Origin of the sequence: Microbispora sp. H13382 (assembly GCF_014161445.1) — a bacterium.
Lineage (GTDB): Bacteria > Actinomycetota > Actinomycetes > Streptosporangiales > Streptosporangiaceae > Microbispora.
Map to the genome: position 1 here is coordinate 22,922 of NZ_JABBXA010000002.1, position 26,021 is coordinate 48,942.

At 72.4% G+C, this 26,021-nt stretch carries 22 protein-coding genes; 8 read left to right on the plus strand and 14 right to left on the minus strand.

Translation table 11 applies throughout. From position 1 onward, the window contains the following. Nucleotides 1-93 precede the first annotated feature (93 nt). The 4 genes from HHX41_RS03890 to HHX41_RS03905 all read left to right on the plus strand — a co-directional run bounded on the left by HHX41_RS03890 (nt 94) and on the right by HHX41_RS03905 (nt 4,255). A complete protein-coding gene (locus tag HHX41_RS03890) occupies nt 94-2,403 on the plus strand; it encodes a family 43 glycosylhydrolase (RefSeq protein WP_220503727.1) in 2,310 nt (769 codons plus the stop codon). Nucleotides 2,404-2,519: 116 nt separating this feature from the next. Then, on the plus strand, nt 2,520-2,903 hold the full coding sequence (locus HHX41_RS03895; RefSeq protein WP_182904845.1) for a hypothetical protein: 384 nt from the start codon (nt 2,520-2,522) through the stop codon (nt 2,901-2,903). 492 nt (nt 2,904-3,395) lie between these two features. Continuing rightward, nucleotides 3,396-3,794, plus strand: a complete 399-nt coding sequence (locus HHX41_RS03900; RefSeq protein ID WP_182904846.1) for a hypothetical protein — start codon at nt 3,396-3,398, stop codon at nt 3,792-3,794. Nucleotides 3,795-3,919: 125 nt separating this feature from the next. After that, nucleotides 3,920-4,255 carry a hypothetical protein gene (locus tag HHX41_RS03905; RefSeq protein WP_169983727.1) on the plus strand — a complete coding sequence of 112 codons (336 nt, stop codon included), beginning with the start codon at nt 3,920-3,922 and terminating at the stop codon, nt 4,253-4,255. 3 nt (nt 4,256-4,258) lie between these two features. On the opposite strand, the gene HHX41_RS03910 is transcribed toward HHX41_RS03905, so the two are convergent. The 5 genes from HHX41_RS03910 to HHX41_RS03930 all read right to left on the minus strand — a co-directional run bounded on the left by HHX41_RS03910 (nt 4,259) and on the right by HHX41_RS03930 (nt 13,167). Continuing rightward, the gene (locus HHX41_RS03910) at nt 4,259-4,618 is read right to left on the minus strand and encodes an STAS domain-containing protein (RefSeq protein WP_310741761.1); all 360 of its coding nucleotides are present in this window, start codon (nt 4,616-4,618) and stop codon (nt 4,259-4,261) included. Then, entirely contained in the window at nt 4,608-5,912 is a 1,305-nt protein-coding gene (locus tag HHX41_RS03915) for a PP2C family protein-serine/threonine phosphatase (protein ID WP_182904847.1), read from the minus strand. Before HHX41_RS03915 ends, HHX41_RS03910 begins: the two co-directional genes overlap by 11 nt. 149 nt (nt 5,913-6,061) lie before the next feature. Further along, entirely contained in the window at nt 6,062-9,619 is a 3,558-nt protein-coding gene (locus tag HHX41_RS03920; RefSeq protein WP_182904848.1) for a hypothetical protein, read from the minus strand. 207 nt (nt 9,620-9,826) lie between these two features. Beyond that, nucleotides 9,827-10,810 carry a small ribosomal subunit Rsm22 family protein gene (locus HHX41_RS03925; RefSeq protein ID WP_220503728.1) on the minus strand — a complete coding sequence of 328 codons (984 nt, stop codon included), beginning with the start codon at nt 10,808-10,810 and terminating at the stop codon, nt 9,827-9,829. A gap of 38 nt (nt 10,811-10,848) precedes the next feature. Continuing rightward, on the minus strand, nt 10,849-13,167 hold the full coding sequence (locus HHX41_RS03930; protein ID WP_310741762.1) for a polysaccharide lyase 8 family protein: 2,319 nt from the start codon (nt 13,165-13,167) through the stop codon (nt 10,849-10,851). Between the two features lie 115 nt (nt 13,168-13,282). Here HHX41_RS03930 and HHX41_RS03935 point away from each other — a divergent pair, with 115 nt between their 5' ends. Beyond that, nucleotides 13,283-14,077: a hypothetical protein gene (locus tag HHX41_RS03935; protein ID WP_182904851.1), complete on the plus strand. Its 795-nt coding sequence runs from the start codon at nt 13,283-13,285 to the stop codon at nt 14,075-14,077. 4 nt (nt 14,078-14,081) lie between these two features. Here HHX41_RS03935 and HHX41_RS03940 read toward each other — a convergent pair whose 3' ends face one another. The 9 genes from HHX41_RS03940 to HHX41_RS03980 all read right to left on the minus strand — a co-directional run bounded on the left by HHX41_RS03940 (nt 14,082) and on the right by HHX41_RS03980 (nt 22,358). Beyond that, nucleotides 14,082-15,086, minus strand: a complete 1,005-nt coding sequence (locus HHX41_RS03940) for a glycosyltransferase family 2 protein (protein WP_169983722.1) — start codon at nt 15,084-15,086, stop codon at nt 14,082-14,084. After that, on the minus strand, nt 15,083-16,345 hold the full coding sequence (locus tag HHX41_RS03945; RefSeq protein ID WP_182904852.1) for a glycosyltransferase family 4 protein: 1,263 nt from the start codon (nt 16,343-16,345) through the stop codon (nt 15,083-15,085). Before HHX41_RS03945 ends, HHX41_RS03940 begins: the two co-directional genes overlap by 4 nt. Next, a complete protein-coding gene (locus HHX41_RS40175) occupies nt 16,342-17,640 on the minus strand; it encodes an oligosaccharide flippase family protein (protein ID WP_182904853.1) in 1,299 nt (432 codons plus the stop codon). Before HHX41_RS40175 ends, HHX41_RS03945 begins: the two co-directional genes overlap by 4 nt. Nucleotides 17,641-17,644: 4 nt before the next feature. Continuing rightward, on the minus strand, nt 17,645-18,397 hold the full coding sequence (locus tag HHX41_RS03955) for an NTP transferase domain-containing protein (RefSeq protein ID WP_310741763.1): 753 nt from the start codon (nt 18,395-18,397) through the stop codon (nt 17,645-17,647). Beyond that, nucleotides 18,387-19,049 carry an HAD family phosphatase gene (locus HHX41_RS03960; protein ID WP_169983719.1) on the minus strand — a complete coding sequence of 221 codons (663 nt, stop codon included), beginning with the start codon at nt 19,047-19,049 and terminating at the stop codon, nt 18,387-18,389. Before HHX41_RS03960 ends, HHX41_RS03955 begins: the two co-directional genes overlap by 11 nt. Beyond that, nucleotides 19,046-20,254: a 2-phospho-L-lactate transferase CofD family protein gene (locus tag HHX41_RS03965; RefSeq protein ID WP_182904854.1), complete on the minus strand. Its 1,209-nt coding sequence runs from the start codon at nt 20,252-20,254 to the stop codon at nt 19,046-19,048. Before HHX41_RS03965 ends, HHX41_RS03960 begins: the two co-directional genes overlap by 4 nt. Then, nucleotides 20,251-21,054 (minus strand): glycosyltransferase family 2 protein, encoded by an 804-nt coding sequence (locus HHX41_RS03970; RefSeq protein ID WP_182904855.1) that lies wholly within the window; start codon nt 21,052-21,054, stop codon nt 20,251-20,253. The genes HHX41_RS03965 and HHX41_RS03970 overlap by 4 nt, the downstream gene beginning before the upstream one ends. Then, nucleotides 21,051-21,761 carry a hypothetical protein gene (locus HHX41_RS03975; protein ID WP_259400637.1) on the minus strand — a complete coding sequence of 237 codons (711 nt, stop codon included), beginning with the start codon at nt 21,759-21,761 and terminating at the stop codon, nt 21,051-21,053. Before HHX41_RS03975 ends, HHX41_RS03970 begins: the two co-directional genes overlap by 4 nt. 402 nt (nt 21,762-22,163) lie before the next feature. Further along, a complete protein-coding gene (locus tag HHX41_RS03980; RefSeq protein WP_182904856.1) occupies nt 22,164-22,358 on the minus strand; it encodes a hypothetical protein in 195 nt (64 codons plus the stop codon). 40 nt (nt 22,359-22,398) lie between these two features. Between HHX41_RS03980 and HHX41_RS03985 the strand changes: the two genes are divergently transcribed. From HHX41_RS03985 to HHX41_RS03995, 3 genes are read left to right on the plus strand one after another with little or no spacing between them, the layout of a single operon-like run. Then, entirely contained in the window at nt 22,399-24,063 is a 1,665-nt protein-coding gene (locus tag HHX41_RS03985) for an extracellular solute-binding protein (protein ID WP_182904857.1), read from the plus strand. After that, nucleotides 24,060-25,052, plus strand: a complete 993-nt coding sequence (locus HHX41_RS03990; RefSeq protein ID WP_310741764.1) for an ABC transporter permease subunit — start codon at nt 24,060-24,062, stop codon at nt 25,050-25,052. The genes HHX41_RS03985 and HHX41_RS03990 overlap by 4 nt, the downstream gene beginning before the upstream one ends. Then, on the plus strand, nt 25,049-25,960 hold the full coding sequence (locus HHX41_RS03995; protein WP_182904858.1) for a carbohydrate ABC transporter permease: 912 nt from the start codon (nt 25,049-25,051) through the stop codon (nt 25,958-25,960). The genes HHX41_RS03990 and HHX41_RS03995 overlap by 4 nt, the downstream gene beginning before the upstream one ends. Nucleotides 25,961-26,021: the final 61 nt, after the last annotated feature.

Below are 26,021 nucleotides of genomic sequence, written 5' to 3' on the forward strand. Positions count from 1 at the left end.
CTGCCGCATCCGCCGGTGCCTTCTGTGACAGGTGGGACACGGGATTTCGACGGCGTCTCGACGGAAGAATTTGGCCTGTCTACGGTGCTCGCCGTGAGACAACTGGTGATCGGAGCCTTACTCCTCGCGTCCACCGTGGTCGCGTCGCCGCCCGCACAGGCAGCAGCAGTGCCGGCGACCGGGCCCACCTCCTCCACCCCCGCCACCTACTCCAACCCGGTCAGCGGCGACGCCGTGCAGACCTTCCCCGACCCCGCGATGATCCGGGGCAAGGACGGCCTCTGGTACGCCTACGGCACCACGAACCCGATCGACGGGAAGAACGAGCACATCCTGCCGATGCTCAAGTCCCCCGACATGGTCCACTGGACGTACGCGGGGGACGTCTACACCGGGGAGAACCACCCATCGTGGTGGCCGAACGGCACCCGGCCCTGGGCGCCCGACATCCGGTACGTCAACGGGACCTACCACCTGACGTACTCGCTCTCCACGAGCGGTGTCGGGCTCGCGACCAGCCCGCACCCGACCGGGCCGTGGACCGACCGCGGCCGGATCGTCCCGGCGGGCGGCAGCGGCTGCCCGACCAACAACATCGACCAGGCCGTCTACACCGACGTGAACGGCGACAACTACCTCTACTGGGGTAGCTACGACACGATCTGCGTCGCGAAGATGAACGCGGACGCGACCGAGGTCACCGGCGAGGTCAAGCAGATCGGCCGCGGGCGCCGCATGGAGGGCGGCTTCGTCGTCCGGCGCGACGACTGGTACTACCTCTTCTACTCCGACGCCGGATGCTGCGACGGCGCGTTCAGCGGCTACACGGTCAAGGTCGGCCGCTCCGACAACCCGCTCGGGCCGTTCACCACCCCGACCGGCGTCGACCTCATGGACCTGACCAGCAAGGACGGCATCGTCCTCGCGGCCGGCGGCAACGGCTGGGTCGGCCCGGGCCACAACGCCATCCAGACCGACCTCAGCGGCCAGGACTGGCTCGTCTACCACGCGATCCCGTCGTCGGCCCCCGAGTTCGGACCGGTCACGACGACCTGGGGCACGACGATCGGCAACCTGGCCCGCCGCCCGCTGATGATCGACCGGCTCGACTGGATCGACGGCTGGCCGGTCGTACGGGCCGGGGCCGGGCCGTCCACGGGCGAGCAGCCGGCGCCGGTCACCACGTGGAGCGTGGGCAGCACGTTCAACTCCGGCACGGACGGGTGGAAGGGGCCGTGGAAGGCCGCCACCGACCCCGACTCGCTCGGCTACCTGACCACCAAGGGCTCCAACCGCGAGCTCAGCGACGACACCGTCCAGGGCGACGTGCGGGTGGAGGCCGACCTGCGGCTGGGCACGGGCGGCGAGGCCGCCGGGCTCGTCGTCACCCGCGCGAACGGCGCCGACGACGTGACCGCGTGGCTCGACCGCGAGCAGGGCGCGCTGGTCGTGACGGCCAAGGTGCGCGGGAAGACGACGACGGCGAGCAGCCCGCTGCCGGCCTCGTTCGACTACGGCTCCTGGCAGAACGTGGCCGCCGAGCGGCGCGGGAACGCGCTGGTCGTGTCGGTGTCGGCCGACCGGCTCGGGGACCCGGCGGCGACGGTCGCCATGACCCTGCCGGACGGCGCGCCCACCTCGGGCTCCATCGGCGTGGCCGCGCGCGGCGCCGAGGACTCCGGCGGCGTGGTCGCCGACGCCGACAACGTGGGGGCCGCTCCGCTGTACCAGCCGGTGACCGAGCGGGTGCCCGGCCCCGTCCTGGGCGAGCGGCTGCCGGCGTACTCCGACGAGTTCGACGGCACGGGCACGCCCACTGGCTGGACGCGGGTCCGCAACCCCTCGGCCACCCTGTCGAACGGCTCCCTGGTCTGGCCGACCCAGAACGCCGAGCTGTTCCAGGGCACCAACACCGCGTCGATCCTGCTGCGGGACGCGCCCGCGGGCGACTTCGCCGTCGAGACGAAGCTCACCTTCGACGGCACGCGCGGCAACCAGCAGGCCGGCCTGCTGCTGTACGAGAACGACGACCGGTGGCTCAAGCTGACGCACACGGTCCTGCCCCTCAACCAGGGCAACGGCGCGGTGCTGCACCAGACCGAGTTCGGCAAGGAGGGCCCGCGCCCGGGCACCACCCCGCCCACCGCGGTCGCCAACGGGCCGATGTTCGGCGGCCCGGCCGCGCAGACCACCTGGCTGCGGCTGCTCTACCACTACGACGAGGAGAACGGCGAGCACGACGTCCGGATGGCGTCGAGCACCGACGGCACCCACTGGATCTGGGGCGGCAGCTGGTCGCTCCCGCGCACCGGGCCGGTGCGGATCGGCCTGATCTCGATGAACACGGCGGGCGCCACGGCCACGTTCGACTACCTGCGGACGTACGAGGTGACCAGCCGATGACCGGCGACCGGCCGCCCCTTCGCGCGAGGGGCGGCCGGTCAAGGGGCGGGCCATGATCCGGCCCGGTTTCCGCCGGAGCCGGGACGCGGGCCCACGAGCGGGGTAGAGGCACGTCGATGCCGATCACCCACGCCCTCACGCGATCCCCTGAGCGACGGCCGCGACGGCCCGTGCCGGTCGCGGTCACGCTCGCCGCCGTGCCGGCTCTCGCGCTGTCCGTCGCCCTGGCCGCGCCGGTGAACGCGTATGCGGCGGTGGCCGGAGACGGCAACGGGAACGGCTCGGCCGTACGCGTGGGCAACGGCTCGGCCAACCGGACCATGGTGGCGATCGGCAGCACCCGGCTGCGCGGCGTCCTCCACCAGCTCTCGACGGGAGTGGGCGGGCTGAGCAGCGTACAGGGCGGCCTGTGCAGGCCGCGCGCCCGGCTCTGCGCGCTGTCACAGAACATCCGCGCCCGAAGCGACGGCCCCGGGGGCCGCCGGGCGGCGAGACACTGATGCGCGCCGGTCTCGCCCTGGCAGCGGTCACGATCGCGGCGGCGGGCCTCCTCGCGTCGCAGCCTCCCTCCGCCGGTCTCGCGGCGGTCACCCGTACGGCCGGCGACCGCAACGGCAACAGCACCACCGTCCGTGTGGGCAACGGAATGCGCAACGTCAGTCAGCTGACGGTGGGCAGTGCGAGGAACGGGACGGGCAGCCAGCAGAGGACGGTCGGCGTCAGCGGTGTCGCGAACGCGCAGAGCACGATCTGCGGGCGAAGGTCCCGCTTCTGCGACATGACGCAGCGGATACGGGCGTCGGACCGGCAGACCGAGCTGCTGAACCCTCAGGACGCGCGAATCCGGCGTGCCGCGAGAAGGGCCGCCATATCCCCACAGGGGGGTTAATCCTCGTTCAGCGACCGTGACGGGCGTGACCGTCCGGGGTACATGCCCGGCAGATCCGTACGGACGGATCTCCATGACGGACACCGGGGGAAGGCGCACAACCATGGCTCGTCACAGTGCTCGCCAAAGGGGGCGGCACGCGCTCACCGGCCCGGCGGCGCGACTGCTGGCGCTGACCGCGCTGGCCTTCACGGGCGCCGGCCTCGCGCTCGCCCCCACGACCGCGGACGCGGCGTCCGGCCGGGGCCACGGCGGCGGTGACGGGAACGGCGCCAACTCGAGATACGTGATCAACAACGGCCTGAACAACCTGAACTCCCTGCTCGTCGGCAGCCAGCGGAACATAACGGGCACCCAGCAGGTCATCACCGGGGTGGACGCGTCGGTGAACACCCAGGCCGGCAACTGCGTGCACCGGCCCGGCTGCAGGGGCTCGCAGAACCTCCGGGGCCGCAACCAGAGCTCCCCCAGGACGAGCGGCACCGTGATCACGGGGCGGTGACGCGCACGCGGACGAGCGAGAACGTCACCGGACACGCACGCCGGTGACCGCCCGCGGGCCACCGCGGCGGCTACGGTGTGACCACGCGCGCCGACGGGCGGCGCATGGGCGAAAGGCGGGGGCGGATGCTCATCTCACGTGGCGCGTCCCGGCTTGCCCCGTTGTCCGCCGCCGTCATCGCCACCGTCCTGTCCACGGCGGCCGCCGCGCAGGTCGTCCTGTCCGCCCCCGCGAGCGCGCGGCCCGCGCGGGAGGCCGGGGACGGCCCGGCCGCCATCGGGAACGGCACCCGCAACCGGAACATCGTCCAGCTGGACAGCCCCACGAGGAACCGGGGTCACCAGCACACCGCGGCCAGCACCGCGGGCGGTGCCACCAGCGTGGCGGACGGTTTCTGCCGCCGGGTCAGGAACTGCGACATCAGGCAGAACATCGCGGTCGCCGTCGCCGCACCGCTGTAGGGCTTACCTGCTCAGGGCGCGTACGGCCTCTTCCGGGCTGTCGTAGAAGGCGAGCAGCCGGTCCAGGCCCATGATCTGGAAGACGCGGGTGATGTCCGAATCCAGACCGGCGAGGAGCAGGGCGGCGCCCGCGTCGTGGGCGCGCTGGTGGGCGGCGACCAGTGTGGCGATGCCGGTGGAGTCGCAGAAGGTCAGCCCGGACAGGTCGATCACCAGGTCGGCGCCCGGGCCGAACTCGATCTCCTCCAGGGCCGCCCGCAGGCGTGGAGTGGTGTGGTGGTCCAGGTCCCCGGCCACGACCAGCAGGTGCGGACCGGAGGCGTGCGGCTGAAGGGTGACGGTCAGACCGTTGTCATGCGGCACCGAGACTCCCGGAGAACGGCGTTCGAGTGGCGGGCGGAACGGACAGGGCGAGGACCGCGGTGTCGTCTGACACCCCCGTGCCCAAGGCCGTGATCAGGTCGTGCACGGTGGTCAGGAGGGAATCGGCACTCGTGGGTCCCGCGGCGGCGAGGTGCGCGGTCAGGCCGTCCTCGTCGAGCATCGAGCCGGTCGGCGTCCGCGCCTCGGTGAGGCCGTCGGTGTACAGCAGCAGCGCGTCACCGGCGTTCAGCCGCGCGCTCACCTGGGCGAACTGAGGATCGCGCAGGATGCCGATCAGCTGTCCCCCGGCCGGGTGGATGGGCTCGACGGTGCCGTCCGCCCGCACCGCCAGCGCCGGGGGATGCCCTCCGGTGGCGAGCGTGACGCCGAACCCGTCGCCGTCGGGCTGCAGGACGCCGAAGACCGCCGTGCAGTACGGCACGGGGGTCTCGCCGCCCGCGTGCTCCTGTTGCAGGACCGCGTCGAGGTTGGCCAGCACCGCGTGCGGGTCGGCGTCGTAGACGGCCGCGGCGCGCAGGGTGTAACGGACCAGGGACGTCAGTGCGGCGGCGTCGGCGCCCTTGCCGCAGACGTCGCCGAGGAAGAACGCCCACCGGTCGCCGTCGAGCGTGAAGAGGTCGTAGAAGTCGCCGCCGACCTCGTCGGCGGAGACCGGGTGGTAGGCGGCGGCCGCGCACAGTCCGGGCACCCGGGGCAGCGCCGGCGGAAGCAGGGTGCGCTGCAGGGTGCGGGCCAGCCGCTCGGCTCCCGCGCGCAGTTCCCTTTCCACCTCGACCGTACGGTGCGTGGTCAGCCGCACCTCCAGCTCGTCCATGACCAGCGCGGCCAGGTCCCGCAGGCAGGCCAGTTCCTCCTCGCCGGCCTGCCGGGGACGGGTGTCCATGACGTTGACGCTGCCCAGGGCCTCGCCGTCGGCCGTCGTGATCGCCGCTGCGGCGTAGAAGCGGATGCCGGGCTCGCCGCGCACCGCCGGGTCGCCGGCCGCCCGCGGGTCGAGTAGCACGTCGTCGACGACGTACGGCCCACTGTGCCGCACCGCCGCGGCGCACAGGCGCTTGAGGATCGCCCTGCGCGGTGGCGGCCCGTGCTCGGCGATGACGCGGACCGTGTCGTCGCCGACGATCGTCACGGTGGCGAAGGGAGCGTGGAAGATCCGCGCCGCCAGGGCGGCCACCCGGTCGAACGCGGCGCCGGAGGCGGTGTCCAGGGCCGCGTAGCGGCGCACGGCCGCGAGGCGGCGCGCCTCCGCGGCGGAGGCGAGCGGCATCGGCATGCCCGGCGCTTCGTCGACGGTGCTGACCTCTGGCTCCTTCCCGTCCCTCGGCCGCGGCCCGGGGCCCCGTGGCCGGTCGATGATTTGCCCTATCCTACGAAACCGTTGAACTGTTCCTTGGCTTGGGCGGCTGAAGAGCCGGGCATGCCTCACAGCCGCAGCGGCAGCACCCCCGACCGCGTGGGCGCGTGCCGGTAGGTGCTGAAGTAGAACACTTCGAAGACCCAGGGTTCCCTGCGCGCGTGCTCGAACAGCTCGCCCGGAACGCCGACCCCGAACCGGCCCTCGTCCACTCCGCCGTCGAGCCAGATCACCTCGTCGGGGCGGTCCTCCGGGTGCGCGACGACGCGCACCTCGCCGAACGCGACCCGGTCGCGCGTGCCGTCGTGCTCGTACACCACCAACCCGTGGACGAGCTCGCCGTCGACGCCCACGTCCTCGAACCTGGTGCGCCAGCCCGCGCGCAGCCACAGGCCCGCACCGAAGCCGGGCAGGCCCGAGTCGTGGCGTCCCTCCGGCTGCACGAAGGTCCGCACCGAGACGTCCGAGCTGATCGCCTCGCCCTGCGACCGCTCGAACCGCTCCGCATAGCGCCGGCCGCGTCGCGGGTCGCCGGCGAACGACTCGTACGCGAGCCGCGTCGTGCCGGTCGCGCCGGCGTCGACCATCCGCCACCCTTCGTCCAGGAAGAGACGGAACTGGTCACCTGTCTGCTCGACGACGTGCCGGTGCAGCGCCCGTGTCGGGAACGGGTTCGCGGCGATGATCGCGGTGGTCTCGCGCGACGACGGCGAGGACTGCGCGGTCGTCGAGGTGTTGAAGTTCGACTGCGCCCAGTTGTTGTGGACGACGATCTCGCTGCCCGCCGGATCCACCGGGTCGACGTACCGGTCGATGTCGACCCGCACGCAGAAGTGCTCGGCTTCGATCGCCGGACCCGACGCGGCGGGTACGGTGACGGACGCCGGCACCATCCAGTCGACCTCGAACACCGCGCTCGACTTGGCTCCGATGGTCAGCGGCGTCGGCGACGCGAGCGCCTGCCAGGCGCCGGGCGTCGTCGTGAACGGCAGCCACCCGACCCGGAGTGTCACCTGGTCCGCCGCCTTCGTCCCGGCGTTGCGCACCCGGATGCGGATCCGGTGCTTCTGCCCCTTCACCACGATGTTCGGCCCCGACGGGCCGTCGATGTCGATGTCGGGGCTCTTCCAGTGGCCGTTGCCGCGCGCGGGGGTGATCTGCAGCTCGGCACGGTGCGCGCCGACGTATTCGACGCGCACCCGCACGTCGTCGGCCGGATCGGTCAGGCCGGGCAGGAGCCGCGTCAGGCGGAAGTCGTTCATCCTGTCGGGGTTCGTGACGTCGCTCTCCTCGTAGTCCCTGCCGGCGGCCGCGAGGACGGGCCCGTCGCCGTCGACGTCGTTCGGCAGGAGCAGGATGAGCGGGCGCGCCATGTCGTCGGCGGTCGCCTGGAACACGTCGGTGCCCAGCACGGCGTTCTTCGGCAGCTGCTGGTCGCCGATCTGCCCCGACTGCTCGCGCCGGTGCTCGAAGTAGTAGTTCCACCCGTCGCGCAGGCGGATCTCGATCCCGGCCTTCCTGCCGGCGCCGGGCCCGGTCCGCGACAGCGTTTCGAGCGCCTGCAGCGTGATCTCGCGGGTCGCGGGATTCTTCGAGAAGTCGCACACCTCGACCCAGGACGGGTCGATCCAGCCGAGCCGCATGCGGTGCGGCAGCGACAGGTGCGGCATCGGGACGTCGGAGTGCATCATGTCCCAGTCGCCCATGTAGCGCTCCCCGATCTCGGCCGGATACCCCGGTCCCTGGTACAGGTCCGGCATGCCGAGGGTGTGCCCGAGTTCGTGGACGATCGTCGTGACGAACTCCTTCTCGGACCACGGCGCCGGATGACCGGCCGAGATCGCCGCCGGCATGACCACCGCCGGCTTGCGGGTGAACGTGGTCGACCCGTCCGCGGGCTTCCAGTAGACCTGCGCGTCGCCGGCGTACGCCCACGTCCACTGCGCGCCCACCGTGGTCGCGCCGACCGTGACCGGATCGTCGGTTCCCGGCAGGACCGTGAAGACCACGGCGTCCGCGAACTCCATGACCGGCCGCGTCACTCCCCCTCCCAAGATCAGCGGCGTGTCGCGGACGAAGGATGAGAACGTGCCGCCGAGCACGTCCCACGTCCCGGGCTTCGGGGCCCAGGACCCGAAGGAGTCAGTGGGATCGCCCGGCTCGAAGAGCTCGGTGAAGGTGTACGGCACGTCGATCGGCCCGACCACGGCGCCGGTCAGAAGACGGATGCGGGTGCCCTTCGGTCCGGACGCGCCCGCCGGTGTGTCGGCGTACGACACCTCACGAAACCACCGGTCGGCCGAGTCGCCGGAGGTCGAGACGACGTCTTCGGTCAGCTCGTCACGGCGCCGGTCCGCCGCGCCGGCGGCGTTGACCGCCGCGGTCGAGCCCTTGCACCGGAGCACCGCGACGGCGATGCGGTATTCCTCGGGGGCCGGGTGAACGCGGATGTTCTGCGGCGACCCCGGTCCGCCGCCCCAGCCCGGCTTCGCGTACACCTCACGCCTGCCGCTGATGACCTGCGGCGGGCCGACCTCGTCGTCGGGCCACCGGTTCAGGACGCGAAGACGCCGCGTCGCGAGAACCTCCCCGGACGAGCGGCCGGTCGCGACGAGCGTCCGCTCGCCTGGCACGGGCCCGGCGAGCACGCGGTGCTCGTACCGCTCGGCGTCCTCGGCGCCGGAGCGGGCGACCGAGACGCACTCCTCCTCCTCGTCGTCCGCGTCGTTCCAGAACCAGTCCACGTCGTCGGCGGTGATCCCGAGGGAGGCGTAGTCGACGGTCATCGGCGCCCATCCCCCTGCCGCGAGGGGTTGCAGCGAGACCTCCAGCGCGAGGGTCTCGACGTCCGATCCCCAGTCCACGACGGTGACGCCGGCGCCGGATGCCGCGAACACGAGCGAGTGCCACCGCGCGACGGGCCCCGTGACCGGCCCGGGAAGCGCGACCTCCGCGGGGTCCTCCCCGCTCGCCCACGAAAGGTGGCGGACCACCCCCGCGTCGTCGACCGTCAGCGCCCCGCCGCCGGACGCCACGATCGAGACGACCGGGTGCGGCAGGGCGACGGTGGCGAGAAGCGCGCCGTCCGCGAGCGAGCGGCGCTCCAGGTTCACGCCGCCGCCGGCGGGCGTCACGAGCAGGAGCTCGTTCGCGGCCCCGTCGGCGCACATCGCGACCGCCGCGGCGGCGGCCGGTGCGGCGGCCGGTGCGGCGGCCGGTGCGGCGGCCGGTGCGGCGACGAGGATCTCGAACGCTCCGAGGCCGAGGCGGACGACCGCTCCGTGGTCGTCGAGAAGCAGGAGCGTCCCGTCTTCGAGCCCGGCGGCGGCGCGCAGACCGGTCGAATGCGTCGCCGCCAACACGGCGTCGGCGCGATCGGCCCGGTCCCGCGCGGCGACGTGGACCTCGCCCCCGGCCGTCACGATCCGGACGGAGACGCCGTCGACGCCGGGAAGAACGGCGACGGCGTCGGGCCATCCGGCACCGAGGTCGGTGTGGACCTCCCCTAGGAGGCGCCAGGTGCCGAGGCGCCCGTCGCCGGTGGCGAACCAGACCGAGTTGCCGGGTTCGTCGAAGACGAGTCCCGTGACGACGGAGGAAGGGAGTGACGACGTCTTCGAGATCACGATGGCTCCCGCACGAGAGGGGCTGCGCTGACCGAGCACCGGAGCCGGCCCCCTGAGAGGCCCTCCAGATGAGACTCCTGGTGACGTCTCCGGCGGCGGTGGGCGATCGGGCCCTCTGGTCGTGTACGTTCCCCCCGAGCACCGCCGCCTTTTCCTGACATAGGTTTTGCGAGCGGCAGCGTTACGAAGCCCCGATACGGGACCCGTTCAGGCGGGCGGCGGCCAGGCGTCGCCCCAGACGACGTCGCGCGCCTCGCGGTAGGTCTCGCCCTGCCGCTTGGAGACCGCGCGGTCGGCCAGCCCGTCCTCGGCCGTGCACAGGCGCAGCGTGACGAGCCCCTTGCGCTTGAGCGGATGGCGCAGGATCCGGCTCTCCGCGCGCGGCCACGGCCGGGACGACGCCGCGACGTAGGAGAACTTCTCGTCCTCGAAGCTCAGCGTGCCGTCCTTGACCCGCCGGTGCAGCGCGGTGCGGTTGAGGCGGACCGCGAAGTGACACCAGTCCCGGTCCGGGACGATCGGGCACTCGCCGTCGTGCGGGCAGGGCGCGACCACGTGCAGGCCCAGCCCGGCCAGCAGCCGCCGGGCCGCCGCGATCCGGGCGTACCCGCCGGGCGTGCCGGGCTCGACGATCACCAGCATGCCGGCGTCGCGGGCCGCCGACCCGACCACGTCCTCCTGGACGGCGGGCGACAGCTCGCCGAGCACGTAGGACATCGTGACCAGGTCGGCCGCGGGCGCGGGCACGCTCCGGTCGACGACCGCCTGCTGCCAGCGCGCGTCGCGTACGGCCGCCGCGGCCGAGCGACCGGCCAGCCGCCGCCCGAAGGCGATGGCGGAGGGGGACTGCTCCAGGACGGTCACGGTGCGCAGCGTCGGCCAGACCGCGCTCGCGGCCCACAGCGCGCTGCCCGTGCCGCCGCCCACGTCCACCTGGGTCTCCGGCGCGAAACCGGGTGCCAGCTGGGCGACTTGGCGCAGCGCGGCGCTCACGGCGCTGTAGGTCGCGGGCATGCGATACCCGGCGTACGCGGCGACCGCGACCTCCGAGCTCAGCGCGGGCACGCTCCGGTCGAAGCCCTCCCGGTACTGCCGGATGAGCGTCTGCACGCTCCGCGTCAGCTCGGCCGTCGGGAATCGTCCGAGCGACTCCTCCAGCGCGCCGTCCAGGTCATCGGGCAGGGTGGACACGGCGTTCATGATGACACGGCGTTCATGATGACTCGCGCTCACGCTGCCGGAGCGGCCAGCCGTACAGTCACCGTGCAGGATGCGCCCTCGCGACCGGCCAGTGCGCCGAACGCGAGCGTGAGCCGGGCGCCGGTCTCCGCTCGGTCCAGGAGCGGGTGCTCGCGCGTGACCGCGGCCACCGGACGGTCCCACGTCACGGTCAGCCCGTCGAGGGCGCGCCGGGGGTCGGCCACCGTCACCGTGGCCGTGCCGTCGCCGAGGTCGCGCACGAGGAGCGCGCACGGATCGGAGGCCGTCAGCGCGCCCGCCCGTCCCCCGACCCGTCCACCCGCCCAGAAGTTCACCGCGGTGACGCCCAGCGACGGGACCTCGACCCCCTGCTGCGCGGAGGTGTTGGCGAGCACCCGGGCCCAGCCGGGATCGGCGGCGCGGGCGGCGGTCCCGGCCCGGCTCGCCCCGGGCAGGAGGTGGTAGACGTAACCGGCCGCGTCCGGGTCGACGCCGTGGTCCAGCCACAGCGTGACGTAGGCCCGGGTGACCCCCGCGCCCGTGCGATCCTCGCGCAGCGTGCGCAGGGACTGCCCGGCGGGCACGACGTAACCGCCGTGGCCCTCCAGGTGCGCCCATCCCGTACCCGGGGTGAACCGGGCGCCGGTCCTGCGGTTGTCCACGACGGTCTCGACCGGCACGCCGTCCCGGCAGGTGATGCCCGCGCCGAGGCAGACCACGGCGTCGTCGAGGAAGAACCACGACTTGAACGCCTCCAGCGTGCTCTCCAGGCCGTACAGGTGCTGGCCCACGGCGGCGTACACGCCGTCGGTCGCGCCGCCCACCCACTCGGCCGGCGGGCGGGTGTCGCCCCACTCGCCGCCGGCGCCGCCGGGGAGGCGCCGCGTGGAGACCGTCGTGCCCGGCAGCCGGTACGGGTCCACGGTGGGCCAGAAGGCGTCGGAGTAGTGGTCGCCGTGTCCGCGCGCCCACCAGTAGAGCATTCCGGAGCCGGTGTGCCAGCCGCGCAGGTTCTCGCCGTTGCCGTACTCGTAGTGCGCGACGCGGGAGGAGGCCATGCTGAGCGCCGCGCACCAGCCGGCGGCGCGGTGGACGGCGCGGGCGCTCATGGGGAACAGGCGGTGCCCGGCGGGCTCGGCGGCGGCCGGGACCGTCGCGTCGCGCAGCACCGCCGCGAGCCGCGCGTGGAACGCGAGGTCGCCGCCCTGTGCCGTCCCCTGTGCCGCCCCCTGTGCCGCCCCCTCGGCCGCCCGGAGCATGGGCTTGGCGGTGTCGCGCACGGCCCAGCCCTTGACCATGGCCCGCCATCGGGCCCGCTCGGCCTCCGGGGCGGTCTCAGCCAGCAGCAGGACCGCCGCGGCGATCTCCCTGCCCCTCCTGTGGTCGCCGAACGGCCGCCTGTCGACGCCGCGTCCGCGTACGAGGTCCATGCACGCGCCGTCGTGGACGAAGGGGGCGAACGCCCGGTCCACGGCGTCGAGGACGGTGCGCGCCGCCGGATCGGTGATCTCCCACGGCGTGCCGCGCAGCACCGCGAACAACGTCGCGAGGCCGGTCAGCAGCACCGGGCCGTACCCGCCCTGGTAGGGGACCGACCCGTGCTGGACGAACGAGCCGTCCCGATAGAAACCGTCGCCCTCGGTGACGTACCGGAAGACCGGGGAGAGCGCGGAGGCCGCGAGCGCGGCACGGCGGGGGTCCGCGCCGGCGATCGCCCGCAGCAGCGTCACCGTGCACAGGTCGACCCGGTTCGCCCCGGTGCTGTTGCCCTCGTAGTCGTCCAGGCGGCTCTCCGGGACGAACGTGTCCACCGCCTCGCACAGCGCCGCGCCCTGCGCGTCCGTGAGGTGCGGGGCGGCGAGCACGGCGGCGTCGAGCAGCGCCCTCGGCGTCCCGATCTGCCAGTCCCACCAGTTGCCGGTCTGCTCGGCGTCCACGGCGTACACGTGCCGCACGTAGTGCCCGATCCCGGTGGCGACCGCCGTGCCGAGGCCCGGCTCCGCGGTCAGCCCGGTGCCCGGCAGCGCGTACGCGCGGGCCATGGCCCGCAGTCGCGCCGGGGTGGCGCCAAGGGAGGGGAAGGGAAGGTCCGGCCAGAGGGATCTCGCGGTGGGCGCCATGGTGTCGCGGTGCCGGCGCGCCTCCGCTCCCAGCCGCGCCAGCCGGGTCCGGTACGGCTCCCGCTCCGCATCGAACGTGCCCGGGTGGCCGAGCGTGATCTCCACCCAGCGGCGGCGCAGCACGGCGAAGGCGTCGTCGTGGGCCTTCCCGTCACGGGGAGCACACGCCGCCACCAGCGCGGCGAGCCCGCTGAACTGGAGAAATAATCGCCGGGAAGGTCCTTTCACGCGTAGATTATCCGCGCGATCCGGCCCTTTCATCGATCTTCGGCACACCTCTTATGGGAGCGCTCCCAGTTGCCGTACCTTACGAGTGCCCTGTCACCGGGAAAAGGAGCGCGTCGTGCGACGACTGTTACCCGCGGCCTGCCTGGCCCTGCTGCTGCCGCTGACGGCGGCACCGGCCGCCTCCGCGTCCCCAGAGCCGGGTCACGGGCCGGGTCACGGGCCGGGGACCTGCGCGAAGGGCGGCACGCTGTTCTGCGAGGACTTCCAGTCGCTGCCGGTCGGCGGTGCGGCCAGTCTCGGGTGGGGCGTCGACACCAAGCACGGCACGCTCACCGTGGAGCGCGCCGAACGCGGGCAGAAGGTGCTGCACGTCCACACCGAGGGCAACGGGCGCGCGTTCCTCAAGGTGGACGACTTCGCCCCGCCCGGCAACGGCTTCTACGGCCGCGTCCGGCTGCGCGTCAAGGCGTTCCCCACCGCGCCCGACTGGGCCCACTACACGCTGATCGAGGCCACCGGCGCGGGTCCGGAGATCGTCCGGCCGCTCGGCGGCCAGTACGTCCCCACGCTGCGCACGGACCTGTGGGGGGTCGGCGCGGACGGCGGCCCCACGGGCGACTGGACCAACTGGCGCGAGTCGGCCCCCTCCCGGGCCGGCGTGTGGCAGTGCGTCGAGTGGCGGATGGACCCCGCCGACAACAAGATCTCGGTCTGGTTCGACGGCGTGGCCCAGCCCGACCTCACCGTCTCCACCCGCGCCCACGGCGGCAACGACGTCGACTTCGTCTTCCCCCGCTTCGACACCGTCAAGATCGGCTGGCAGCTCTACCAGCCGAACCCCTCCCCGGCGGCGTACGACCTGTGGCTCGACGACATCGCCCTGAGCACCGGCCGCGTGGGCTGCGCCTGACGTCTCACGCGGTCTCGGCGCGGCTCTCCCGGGGGCCGGTCAGCAGGCGCAGCGAGCCGGCCACCAGACCGGTCACGAGCACCACGTGGACGACCAGGTGGACGGCCATGAAGTACGCCGCGAAGACCGGCCCCCGCTGCCGCCGTACGAACCCGACCAGCTCCGGATCGGCGAGGACGAACCCGGCGACGAACGCGCCGGGGACGGCCGGCAGAAGGGGGTGGAACAGCCCGAACGGCAGGCTCAGCAGCACCAGCCCCAGGCTCGCCAGGGCCAGGGCGCAGGAGAGGATGCCCCCCGGGCTGTTGGCGTGCTCCGGCTTGGCCGCGCCGCGCCGGGTGGTGGTCAGCGCGAGCGGGATCAGCGGCAGGGCCCGCCGCCACTGCTCGGTCAGGATCGGCAGCAGGCGGCTGCCGTCGTCGTGGCGGCCGACGACCGTGTCGGTCAGCACGATCCGGCTGCGTACGGCGAGCCTGCTGCTGTATTCGACGTCCTCGCAGTCGCGCAGCCGCTCGTCGAGCCTGCCGACGGCGAGCACCACGTCGCGGCGGATGGCGGCGAGGGCGAACACGACGCTGTTGACCTCGCCGAGGTGGCGGCGGCGCCAGTGCACGGCGTGCAGGATGCGATACCACTCGACCGGCCCGTCGTCGATGAGCGGCACGGTGTCGTAGACCCCGTGGACGCAGCCGACCTCGGGGTCGTGCTCCAGCATCTCCGCCGCGTTCGCGACGGCGTCGGGCCGCAGCGCGACGTCGGAGTCGAGAAAGAAGATCACATCACCCGTGGTGGCGTCGATCCCGGCGTTCCTGGCGGCCGACACGCCCCGGTTCTCCGGCAGGCGGACGACCCGGCAGCCCAGTTCCTCGGCGATCTCCGCCGAGCCGTCGGTGCTCGCGTCGTCGACCACGACGATCTCGTCGGGCACGCGCGTCTGCGCCAGCACCGACTCCAGGCACAACCGCAGGGTCCTGGCCGCGTTGTAGCAGGGCACGACGAGCGAGATCATCGCGCCGTCCCCGAGAGCACCTTCGCGTAGACGGCGAGCGTCTCCTCCGCGGCGCGGCTCCAGCTCAGCGTCTCCCGCACCAGCCGCTCACCCCGCGCGGCGAGCGCCCGGCGCAGGTCCGCGTCCGTCATGACCTCGATCACCCCGCCGGCGATGTCGCCGGGGTCGGCCGCCCGCACGAACCGTACGGCGGGCTCCGCGGGGTCGCCGAGGAAGATCCGGGAGAAGCCGTCGCCCAGGATCACCGGCCGGGCCAGGGCCATCGCCTCGGTCGCCACCAGCCCGAACGGCTCGAAGAGCGAGGGGAAGACGCAGGCGTCGGCCATGGCGTAGTACTCCAGCAGCGCCTGCCCCGACACGAAACCGCCGGAGGTCAGCACCCGGTCGCCGAGCCCGGTCTCAGCGGTTATGCGTGCGACGCCGGCCTCGTCGCCTTCGCCCACGATCACCAGGCGCAGGTCCGGCACCGCGGCGCGGATGCGGGGCATGGCCTCGAGCAGCTGGTAGATCCCCTTCTGCCGTTCGATCCGCCCGACGAACAGCAGCACCCGGTCCCCCTCGGCGATGCCGAGCCGGGCGCGCAGGTCCGCCGCGCCGAGGCGCAGCTTGTCCCGGTCGAACGCGGGGTCGGCGACCACCTGCTCGTACGTGCCGCCCAGGCGGACGACGTCGATCGGCGAGCGGTCCCAGCCCGCCGCCAGCAGTTGCTCGCGCACTTCCGGCGTGGCGACCACGACCCGCCGGGAGATCCGCGCGAGCCACCGCTCCAGCGCGGCGAACAGGTTGAGCGGGTCGGCGATGCTGCGCTGCGGGGCGACGCCGTACTCGGTGGTGTGGACGTGGAACACGACCGGAAGGCGCAGCAGGTAGTGGCACAGCAGGCCGCACAGGAAGTTCGTCGAGTCGTGCACGGCGACGAGATCGGGCCGCCGGTCGGGGCGCAGCCGCCGCAGGAGCAGGAAGTAGCGCCAGTTGCTCACCACGACGGTCAGCGCGAGCAGGAGGAACTCCACGCCTCGGGTGCGGTTGAGCCGCCGGCGGCGGGCGATCGCGCCGAGCAGCCACCCGAGCAGCCGCCCGCGCGGGCGGTACACCGTGATGCCGCCGGTCCGTTCCCACACCGGGAGGCGGCCGTCGTTCACGGTGAGGACCGCCATCTCGTGGCGCCGGGACAGCTGCGGAGCGATCAGCTCGGCGTACCGGCCGAGCCCCGCCGTGATGTTGGGCGGGAACTGGTTGATGACGTGGGCGATCCTCACCCGCGTACCTCCGATGCGCCGGCCGGCCGGTAGAGCCGGGTGGAGACGGCCGTCACGACGGCCACGAGGACGAGATTGCTCAGAGCGAAGGCCACCAGGCCGCCGACCAGCCCCTGCCAGGCGATCAGCGCCGCCTGGCAGGCGAGCGCGAGCGGGGTCCCGGCCAGCAGGCAGCCGATGAGCACCCGGGCGCCCCGCACGCCGTCCATGGTCAGCGCGACCTGCTGGAGGTTGAAGACCGTGTGCGCGCCGATCCCGATCGCCGACAGCGCCATCAGGCCGAGCGAGTACGGATACTCGCCCCCCACGAGCAGGAAGAACACCGTGCTCGCCGCGAACGCGAACACCGCGGTCGCCGTGAACACGGCCGGGGCGAGCCGGGCGATGCGCCGCATCACGGCCGGCTTGTCGGACGTCGCCAGCGTGGGCAGCAGCACCAGGCCGACGCCGTCGGTGAACACCACGCCGAGCAGCCGTTTGGGGAAGCCGTTGTACACGGAGTAGACGCCGACGTCGGCCCGGGGCGCCCAGTGGTTGAGGAAGATGACGTCGACCCCGAACACCACCGCCGTCAGCGCGCCGATGACGGTGACGTACGCGCCGTGCCGGTAGATCGAGCGGGCCAGCGCCCGCGACCAGGTCCGCGGCGCGACCTCGAACCCGGCGAAGGAGACCAGGGCGAAGACCAGGTTGGTGCCGATCAGCGCGACCAGGTACGGCTCGGCGTCCCGCAGGCCGAGGACCAGCAGGAAGAACGCGGCCCCGCCCAGATAGGCGACGGCCACGGCGAGCTTGAGCCCGGCGACGAGGCGGAACCTCTTCAGCCCGCGCAGGAAGCTCTCGGTGAGCTGGTTGAGCGTCATCGACAGCGCCAGCGCCAGCGCGAAGGCCAGCGTGCGGGTGTCCACACCGAGCGCGCCGGTCAGCAGCGGAGCGGCCAGCATCCCGGCGGCGAACACCACCGCGCCGAGCACGAGCGTGCACAGCAGCGCCGTCGTCACCAGTTCCGTCTTCAACAGTTCCGCCTTCAACCGGGCCGACCGCGCGGCGGACTCGGCCCGCGGCAGCTCCTGGAACATGACGGAGTTGAGGCTCATCAGCATGCCGACCGTGACGATCAGCGCGATCGACAGGACGACGGTGAAGTGGCCGAACGCCGCTGCGCCGACGCCCCTGGCGATGACGAGCGTGGTGGCGGCGGCCGTGCCGCTGGCCACGGTGCTCACCAGAGTGGGCCCCGCGGCCCAGCGGTGGGCGGCCAGGAGCCCGGCCGCCCGCTCGGTCAGCGCGCCCACCCCGTCACGTCCACCGCAGGTATGCCCGCCGGGCGAACGCGAGGTCCTCAGCCGTGTTGACGCCGCGCGCCTCGTCGGGGTCGGTCACCGGCACCACCGTCAGCGGCCAGTTCCGCTCCCGCGACAGACAGGGCAGGAACGGCAGGAAGTTGACCTCTCCGGTGCGGGCGCCCGGGGCCGCCTCGTCGAGGTAACGCGTCCAGGCCTCGTGGAGCCCTTCGGTGCTCAGGCAGAACACGCCCACGTCGCTGAGCCCGCCGGGGCGGCACTCGTCGCCCTCCCGCGACTGGCGCACCCGCAGCAGCGTCCCGTCGTCGCCCAGTTCGTACTCCACGTACGGATCGGGCATCGGCACCAGCGGGATCGTGAGCCCCTTCTCGTGCGCCTCGACGACACGGCCGGCCGTCATCGGGGACAGGCCCGCCTGGTCGCCCCAGACCACGAGGATCGCGCCGTAGGCGTCCCAGTGCGGGGCGGCGCCGAAGATCGCGCCGCCCATGCCGGTGGGCTTCTCCTGGACGCTCACCGAGACCACGCCGCTCGCGATCTGCTCGGCCGCCAGCGCGCGGAACGGCCCCTCCCCCTCGGGCGACATCACGACGTGGATGTGCTCCACCAGCGGCCGCAGCCGCTGGTGGAGCACGTGCCACACGGTGACGCCGTCGGCGATCTCCACCATGATCTTGGGGATGCCGAGGCCCAGGCGGGTCCCCCGCCCGGCCGCCGGGATCACCGCGCACACGCGTTCAGCAGGCACCGCACACCTCCGGGTCCAGGAGAGACACGAGCTGTTCCAGGTCGCGCACCGCGACCGCCCCCGGAGCGGGCTCGGCGACGTGGACGTGCAGGGTCGGCAGGCCCGCGCCGACCGCCGACGCCACTCCGTGCGAGGAGTCCTCCAGGACCACCGCCGCGCCGGGGTCGAGGCCCCAGTGGTCGCACGCATACGCGTAGAACGCCGGGTCGGGCTTGCTCGCCGGGACGTCGTCGCTGGTGAGCACGCCCCGGAAGTACGCGTCCAGCGCGCACGCCGCGAGCACCCGCTCGACCGACGCCCGGCTGCCGCTGGTGACGAGATAGGCGTCGCGCCCGCCCGCGGCCAGGCGGCCGAGCAGTCGCCGCGCGCCGGGGAACACGGCCACCGCGCCGGCCCGCTCGCGGTACAGCCGCTGTTTCAGGCCGGCCAGCCGGGCCGCCTCCCCGGTGTCGCCCAGCAGGCGCACCGCCACCTCGCGGGTGCTCGCACCCGCGTGGTCGGCGTACCGGAACGAGGCGAGGAGATCGGGCGCGACCTCGGCGATGGCCTGCCGGAAGGCCGCCTCGTGGGCGGGACAGGAGTCCACGAGCGTGCCGTCGAGGTCGAACAGCCAGACGCGCCGGGCGCACGCGTCCGCCAGGAGAGCCGTCATCGGGCCCGCGCCAGGGCCGCCTCGTCCCTGATGGCGAGCAGGGCCTCGGCCGTGCGCTCCGCGTGGTGCACACCGGGACGCCCCGGGTGTTCCATCACGGCGGTGACCCAGCGGGCTCCCGCCCACTCGCCCCGGTCGAGGATCTCCTCCGGCACCGCGGGGGCGTCCGGGCCCGGCGTGCGATGGCTGAGCACGTGGGTAACCAGCCGCCTTCGGTTGCGGGGGTCGCCGAGGTAGGCCAGCGTGCGGTCCACGAGGTCGGGCGCGGTCAGCCCCCGGATGTCGTGGTCCTCTCGGGTGTTGACGACGAACACCTTGGCCGCCGCCCGGCTCCGCGCGACGGCGTCCGCCACGCCCGGCGTGAGATAGCTCGGCAGGAGCGAGGAGTGCGGGGTGCCCGGGCCGTAGACGACGAGGTCGGCGTCGCGGATCGCCTCGAGCGCCCGCGGGTTCGGCGTCACCTCGGCGCGCTCGCGGCCCAGGATCTCCCTGGTCCACTCGGGCGGCAGCGCCTCCAGCTCGGCCCGCCGCCGCGCCCCGACCGGCTCGCGCAGCAGGAACAGGTCGGTGATCGTGCCCGGGTCCTGCGGCGCGACGATGTCGGCCTCGTCGGCCAGCAGACTGCCGTCCCTCCTGAGCGCGGCCAGGAAGGCGTTCTCCCCGTCGGTCACGTTGAGCAGCCGTACGGGCGAGCCGAACGTGCGGACGCAGGCGTCGACGGCGGCGTTGAAGTCCCGGCCGAGCCGCAGGTAGGCCCCGGCGAACACGAGGTTGCCGAGTGCGCAGTCGGCGAGGTCGAGCCCGTGCGGGTGGGCCGCGAGCCGCCGGGCGAACACGCGCAGGTCCGCCGTGAGGGCCTCGCGGGCCGCCTCGGGCAACGCGGCGAACGGGCCGCGCCGCAGGGCGATCGACTCGATGACGGCGGTGAGCCCCGCGGGCGTCGTCCCGGCCGGCAGGCGGTGTTCGACGACGGCCGCCAGCGCGGCCTGCGCCGGGTCGGCGGGATCGAGGTGGAGCAGAAGGTTCTTGCGGAAGTCAGACGGCCCGAGCATCCCCGGCAGATAGCGGCGCAGCGCGCCGGTGGACAGGCCGTTGTCGTAGCCGTTGACGACCAGCGACAGGCCGACGCCCGGGGTGCCCAGCATGCCCCTCGCGATGCTGGCCGCCCCGCGGCCGCCGCTGAACATCGTCACCGCGACGTTCATCGGGCCTCCTCGGCGACCGCCGCGACCGCCTCCGGCACGTCCGGCGCCGCCGGCACCTCGGGCGCGGTCCGGCGCAGGACGCCCCGGCGCAGCAGCCAGTGGCGCAGGCCGAGATAGGCGACGAACAGGGCCCGGTCGCGGGCGCCGCGCCAGTAGCGCCAGCCGCGGCTGCCGCCGCCGCGCTCCCGGTGCTCGATGGGCACCTCCACCCACTCGTGCCCGAGCTCGGCGACCCGCGCGGTGATCTCGGTCGAGCAGTTCATCCCGCCCGACTCCAGCGGCAGCGCGCGGAAGAGCGGGCCGTAGACCACCTTGAAGATCGAGTTGAAGTCGCGGTAGCGCGTCCCGTGGAGCAGGTTGCTGACCGCGCCGCTGGCCGCCGATCCCCAGCGGTACGCCAGGCCGTCGGCCTTCCTGATCCGGGCTCCGGAGAACGCGAGCGCCTCCCCGGCCCGTGCGCGCGGCAGGACGCGGTCGAGGTTGGCGATCGGGAACTGGCCGTCGGAGTCCAGCAGCACGACCCAGTCGAGCCGGGTGTGGGCGATCGCGGCGGCGATGGCCGCGCCCGCACCGCGGTTGCGCTCGAACGTGACCACGACGAGCCGCGGGCACCGCGCCCGCAGCGCGGCCAGGATCTCGCCGGTCCCGTCACCGCTCCCGTCGTCGCAGACGACGATCTCCCAGTCGCCCACGGCCGGGTTGCCGTCCAGGTAGTCCTGCCACTCGCCCACCACCGCCGCGATGGTTTCCGCCTCGTTGTACGCGGGCGCGGCCACGGAGATGTTCACGGCAGTGCTCACGGGTCACCTGCCCCCAGCAGGCGGCCGATCCAGCGGTCCAGGGGAAGCAGGTTGAACCCGACGATGATCGGGACGTGCGCGAGCGCGAACACGATCGTCGCGCCGAACGAGATCGGCCCCCCGGTGAACAGGTTGATGTGCGGCGCGTCGATGACCTCGGGGATCTCGACCGGGTTGACGACGAACCACATGAGGTCGAGGAAGCCCGAGAACACGATGAGAACCCCGCTCACCATGATTTTCAGGCACCGGCCCGGGGTGCCCCCGCCGATGCGGTAGGCGGCGGCGACCGTGAGCACGATGCCCGGATAGAGCAGCAGGTAGAGGTGCGTGTAGAAGCTGTCGCCCTGGGCCCGCGCGCCGTCTCCGTAGTAGAACCAGCTGACGCGCGGGATCAGGTATCCGGTGAAGAAGACGAACGGGACGTAGAGCAGCCAGTTCAGCCGGGGCGACACCCAGGGGAAGACCGCGATCGCCACGCACAGGCAGGCGAAGGCGACCAGCTTGGCCACCAGTTCCCAGGGCGAGCCGATCTCCCTGGCGTGCGGCGTGGCCAGCCACACGAAGGCGAAGCCGGCCGCCCCGACCGCCAGGGCCATCCACCACAGGTGGGGCGCCCAGGGGCGGGAGCCGGCGCGGACCATGTCCGCCGAAACATTTCCGTCGATCTGCGGCCCGGACGGAGGACTTTTTCCGAATGCCGTCATGAAGACGCGGCACCTTCCTTCCAACGTGCCCCTTGGGCAGGCGTGCCGGATGGCGCTGCGGAGATAGCAGCCGATGGCGCGGGAGCGCTCCCACGCATTATGTCATCTACATCCGGAATTGCGTCCGGAATATCAGAGATTGAGTCCCAGGCACCGACATTTACGCCATAAGCGCTGGTCAGTGATGGTCCGAGGCGGAGAGGTAGTACTCACAGGTAATTGAATATCGCGCTATTCCCGGCGTTACGGTCACTGTCAATCCCGTTTGCGGCCCCGTGTCAATTTTGGACCGATCCTTTTTCGGTCCGACCTGGATCGGCCCGGACATTCAACCGGAAAGGGCATCCCGGGCGAACGTGAGGTCCTCGGCCCGCAGCCCGGACTCCGCCGCCATCGCGCCGCTCACGCCCACTCCTCACGTCCGGGAGACGCCTCGCTCACAAGCCCTCGGGAGGCGAAGGCGGCCAGTCCTACGATCAGCAGCATGGCCGAGTCGCCCGTGGCGGTCGAGCCCTTGAACGTTTCATGAAACCTTGTCGCCATCCAGGCGGACGGGATAATTTGTTTGGCCAATTGACGAACTAACTGGACGTCCATGAGACTCCGATGAAAAACTCTTCCCGGAAGGATCCCATCGATGAGCCAACCCCCCGGCGGCCCCCTGACCAGCCGCCGCGGATTCCTCGGGATCGTCGGCGCGGGCGCGCTCGCCGCCGCCGGCCTCACCGGCTGCGCGGCCAAGAAGGAGCTGCCCAAGGGCACCGCCGTCGCCGCCGACAAGCTCAAGGGCCTCGTGCCCACCCGTGTGCCGTTCCAGGTGCCGGGCCTGTCGCCCGACCTGCCCGCCGCCGAATTCGTCGAACCCGGCTTCCTGTCCAGGCCGGGCACGATGGTCCAGGCCGTCACCGCCAAGCCGATCACCAGCGGCGCGGAGGTGAAGGCGATGACCCCGCTGTGGGGCACCGTCCCCCCGGGCGTCGGCGAGAACTCCTACTTCGACGCCGTCAACGAGCGGCTCGGCGGCGTCGTCCGGTTCAACATCTCGGACGGCAACACCTACGTCGACAAGCTGAACACCCTGCTCGCCAGCGGTGACGTGCCCGAGATCATTCAGATCCCGGGCTGGAACATCGACTCCATCGCCCACTTCACCGAGGCGGCCAACAAGCTCTTCGCCGACCTGTCTCCCTACCTGGCGGGCGACAAGTCCAAGGAGTTCCCGCTGCTCGCCAACTACGACACCGCCGCGTGGACGTACGGCGTGTTCGGCGGCGTCCTGCAGGGCATCCCGTGGCAGAACGCGCCCTACCCGTTCGCCACGATCGTCCGTCAGGACATTCTCGACGAGTTCGGCCTGCCCGCGCCCAAGAGCGCCGACGACCTGCTCACGCTGGGCAAGGAGCTGACCGACCCGAAGAAGAAGCGCTGGGCGTTCGGCGGCATGGACCAGGAGATCCAGCGGGCGTTCGGCGCCCCGCGCGAGTGGCGCAAGCAGCCCGACGGCACGCTGATCTACAAGTACGAGACGCCGGAGTGGCTGCAGTCGATCGAGTTCGTGACGAAGCTGTTCGAGGCCGGATACGTCCATCCGGACGTCGTGGCCAACCAGTTCGCCGACCACAAGGAGCCCTTCGGCAGCGGGCAGCTTCTCATGTACAAGGACGGGCTCGGCGCGATCCACGAAATCCTCGGCCGCTACCTGCCCAGCAACCCGAAGATCAACGTGCGGGCGGCGAACCCCTACCCGGCCCAGCCTGGCGGCAAAATCATCGTCTGGCGCAACGAGCCCGCCGGCATGTTCTGCTTCATCAGGAAGGGCCTCGGCGACGCCCGCACCCGCGAACTGCTGGGCCTCGCCAACTGGTGCTCCGCGCCGTACGGCACCCAGGAGTACGACCTCATCAACAACGGCGTCGAGGGCAAGCACTTCACGCTGAAGGACGGGCAGGTCCAGCAGACCGCGCTCGGCCGCAAGGAGGTCGCCCCGACGTACATGTTCCTGTCCGGGCGGCCCGGCGCGATCACCGAGAACCAGTACCCCGGCTACGTCGAGGCGTACCACGGCTGGGAGCAGACGGCCTCGCAATACCTGGAGAACGACCCGTTCGTGGGTCTCCGGGTCGAGAGGCCGTCCAAGATGGCCGGCCTGGTCAAGCCGACCGAGGACAAGATGAACGAGATCTTCCGCGGCAAGCGGCCGGTCTCCGAGTGGGCCCAGATCGTCAAGGACTGGCAGGAGCAGGGCGGCAACGAGGCCCGCGAGTTCTACATGAAGGTCGCCAGGGAGAACGGGCGGCTGTGAGCGCCGACGCGGACACGAGGAGTGTGACGGAGGTCCGGCCCGGGGCGACCCAGGACGGACCGGCCGTCGCACGACGGGGCGCCTTCAGGGACCGGCTGCGCCGGGACTGGCCGCTGCTGGTCATGGCCACGCCGATGCTGGTGCTGGTCACCGGCTTCTGGTGGATCCCGGCGCTGGGGAACGTCATCGCCTTCCAGGACTACAACCCGTTCACCGGCGGCATCCTGGGCAGCCCGATCATCGGTTTCACCAACTTCGCCCAGCTGTTCGGCGACCCGCAGTTCATCCGTGCGGTGGTGAACACGCTGGGCATCACCGCGTTCCAGCTCGTCTTCTACTTCCCGGTGCCGATCGCGCTCGCGCTGCTGCTCAACAGCGTGGTCTCCGGGCGGCTGCGGGCTCTCGTCCAGGGCATCGTCTACCTGCCCCATTTCTTCTCGTGGGTGCTGGTGGTCGCGATCTTCCAGCAGATGTTCGGCGGCGCCGGGCTGCTCGCGCAGATCCTGCGCGACCACGGGCACTCCGGGATCGACTGGATGACGAACTCCGACACGTTCATCCTGCTGGTCACGGCCGAGACGGTCTGGAAGGACGCCGGCTGGGGCACGATCGTGTTCCTCGCCGCGCTCAGCACGATCGACCCCAACCTGTACGAGGCCGCCGCGGTCGACGGGGCCCGCCGGTGGCGCCGGATGTGGCACATCACGCTGCCGGGGCTGCGGCCGGTCATCGTGCTGCTGCTGATCCTGCGGCTCGGCGACGCGCTCAACGTCGGCTTCGAGCAGTTCATGCTGCAGCGCAGCGCGGTCGGCAGCAAGGTGTCCGAGGTCTTCGACACCTTCGTCTACTGGTCGGGCCTGCGCACGGGAGACCTGGGGTACGGCGCGGCGGCCGGCCTGTTCAAGGGGCTGGTCGGGCTGGTGCTCATCCTGGCGGCCAACCGGGTGGCGCACGCCCTGGGCGAGCGGGGGGTGTATTCGCGATCATGAGCAGGAAGAAGGTGTCCGGGCTCGCGCCCTGGGAGGAGCCGGGCTCGGTCGCGGGCCGGATCGGCAAGGGCGGCGCGCTGGCGCTCATCGTGCTCGCCGTGCTGCTGCCGCTCTACACGATCGTGCTGACCAGCCTGTCGTCGGCCGAGACGGTGAACCGGGTGGGCGGCCTGGTGCTGGTGCCGGACGGCATCACGCTCGACGCGTACCGCCAGATCTTCTCCGACAGCGTGGTCAGCCGCGCGGTGCTGGTCAGCACCGGCGTCACCGTCGTGGGCACGGCGGTCAGCCTCGGCGTCAGCGTCCTCGGGGCGTACGCGCTGTCCCGGCCGGGGACGCTGTTCCACCGGCCGATACTGTTCTGCGTCCTGCTGATGTTCGTGTTCTTCCCCGGGCTGATCCCGACCTACCTGATGGTCGCCTCGCTCGGGCTGAAGGACTCGTACTGGTCGCTGATCCTGCCGTCGGCGGTGTCGGCGTTCAACATCGTCGTGCTGCGCGCGTTCTTCATGAACATCCCGCACGAGCTGCTCGACAGCGCCCGCATCGACGGCGCCGGGGAGTTCCGCATCCTGTGGCGGATCGTGCTGCCGCTGTCGAAGGCGGTCACGGCGGTCATCGGCCTGTTCTACGCGGTCGGCTACTGGAACGCGTGGTTCAACGCGACGCTGTTCATCGACGACACCCGCAAGTGGCCGCTCGCGCTGATCCTGCGGCAGTACGTCGTGGACTCCAACCCCCTGCCGACGGCCACCGTGGGCGTCAGCGGCTTCGGCCAGGTCGCGCCCCCCACGCTGGCCATCAAGATGGCCATCGTCGCCATCGCCGTGCTGCCCGCCCTCCTCATCTACCCGTTCGTGCAGCGCCACTTCACCAAGGGCGTCATCATCGGCGCCATCAAGGGCTGAGCCCCTTCCCCAGACCGACGCCCCGCCGCGCCTCCCACCGGCGGGGCGTCGCCACGCTGCG

Coding starts and splice junctions, on each gene's coding strand:
- HHX41_RS03940 (WP_169983722.1), bottom strand. CDS start 15,086: ATGATCTCGCTCGTCGTGCCCTGCTACAACGCGGCCAGGACCCTGCGG.
- HHX41_RS03965 (WP_182904854.1), bottom strand. CDS start 20,254: ATGAACGTCGCGGTGACGATGTTCAGCGGCGGCCGCGGGGCGGCCAGC.
- HHX41_RS03895 (WP_182904845.1), top strand. CDS start 2,520: ATGCCGATCACCCACGCCCTCACGCGATCCCCTGAGCGACGGCCGCGA.
- HHX41_RS03985 (WP_182904857.1), top strand. CDS start 22,399: ATGAGCCAACCCCCCGGCGGCCCCCTGACCAGCCGCCGCGGATTCCTC.
- HHX41_RS03915 (WP_182904847.1), bottom strand. CDS start 5,912: ATGCCGATGCCGCTCGCCTCCGCCGCGGAGGCGCGCCGCCTCGCGGCC.
- HHX41_RS03905 (WP_169983727.1), top strand. CDS start 3,920: ATGCTCATCTCACGTGGCGCGTCCCGGCTTGCCCCGTTGTCCGCCGCC.
- HHX41_RS03900 (WP_182904846.1), top strand. CDS start 3,396: ATGGCTCGTCACAGTGCTCGCCAAAGGGGGCGGCACGCGCTCACCGGC.
- HHX41_RS03975 (WP_259400637.1), bottom strand. CDS start 21,761: ATGACGGCATTCGGAAAAAGTCCTCCGTCCGGGCCGCAGATCGACGGA.
- HHX41_RS03980 (WP_182904856.1), bottom strand. CDS start 22,358: ATGGACGTCCAGTTAGTTCGTCAATTGGCCAAACAAATTATCCCGTCC.
- HHX41_RS03995 (WP_182904858.1), top strand. CDS start 25,049: ATGAGCAGGAAGAAGGTGTCCGGGCTCGCGCCCTGGGAGGAGCCGGGC.
- HHX41_RS03960 (WP_169983719.1), bottom strand. CDS start 19,049: ATGACGGCTCTCCTGGCGGACGCGTGCGCCCGGCGCGTCTGGCTGTTC.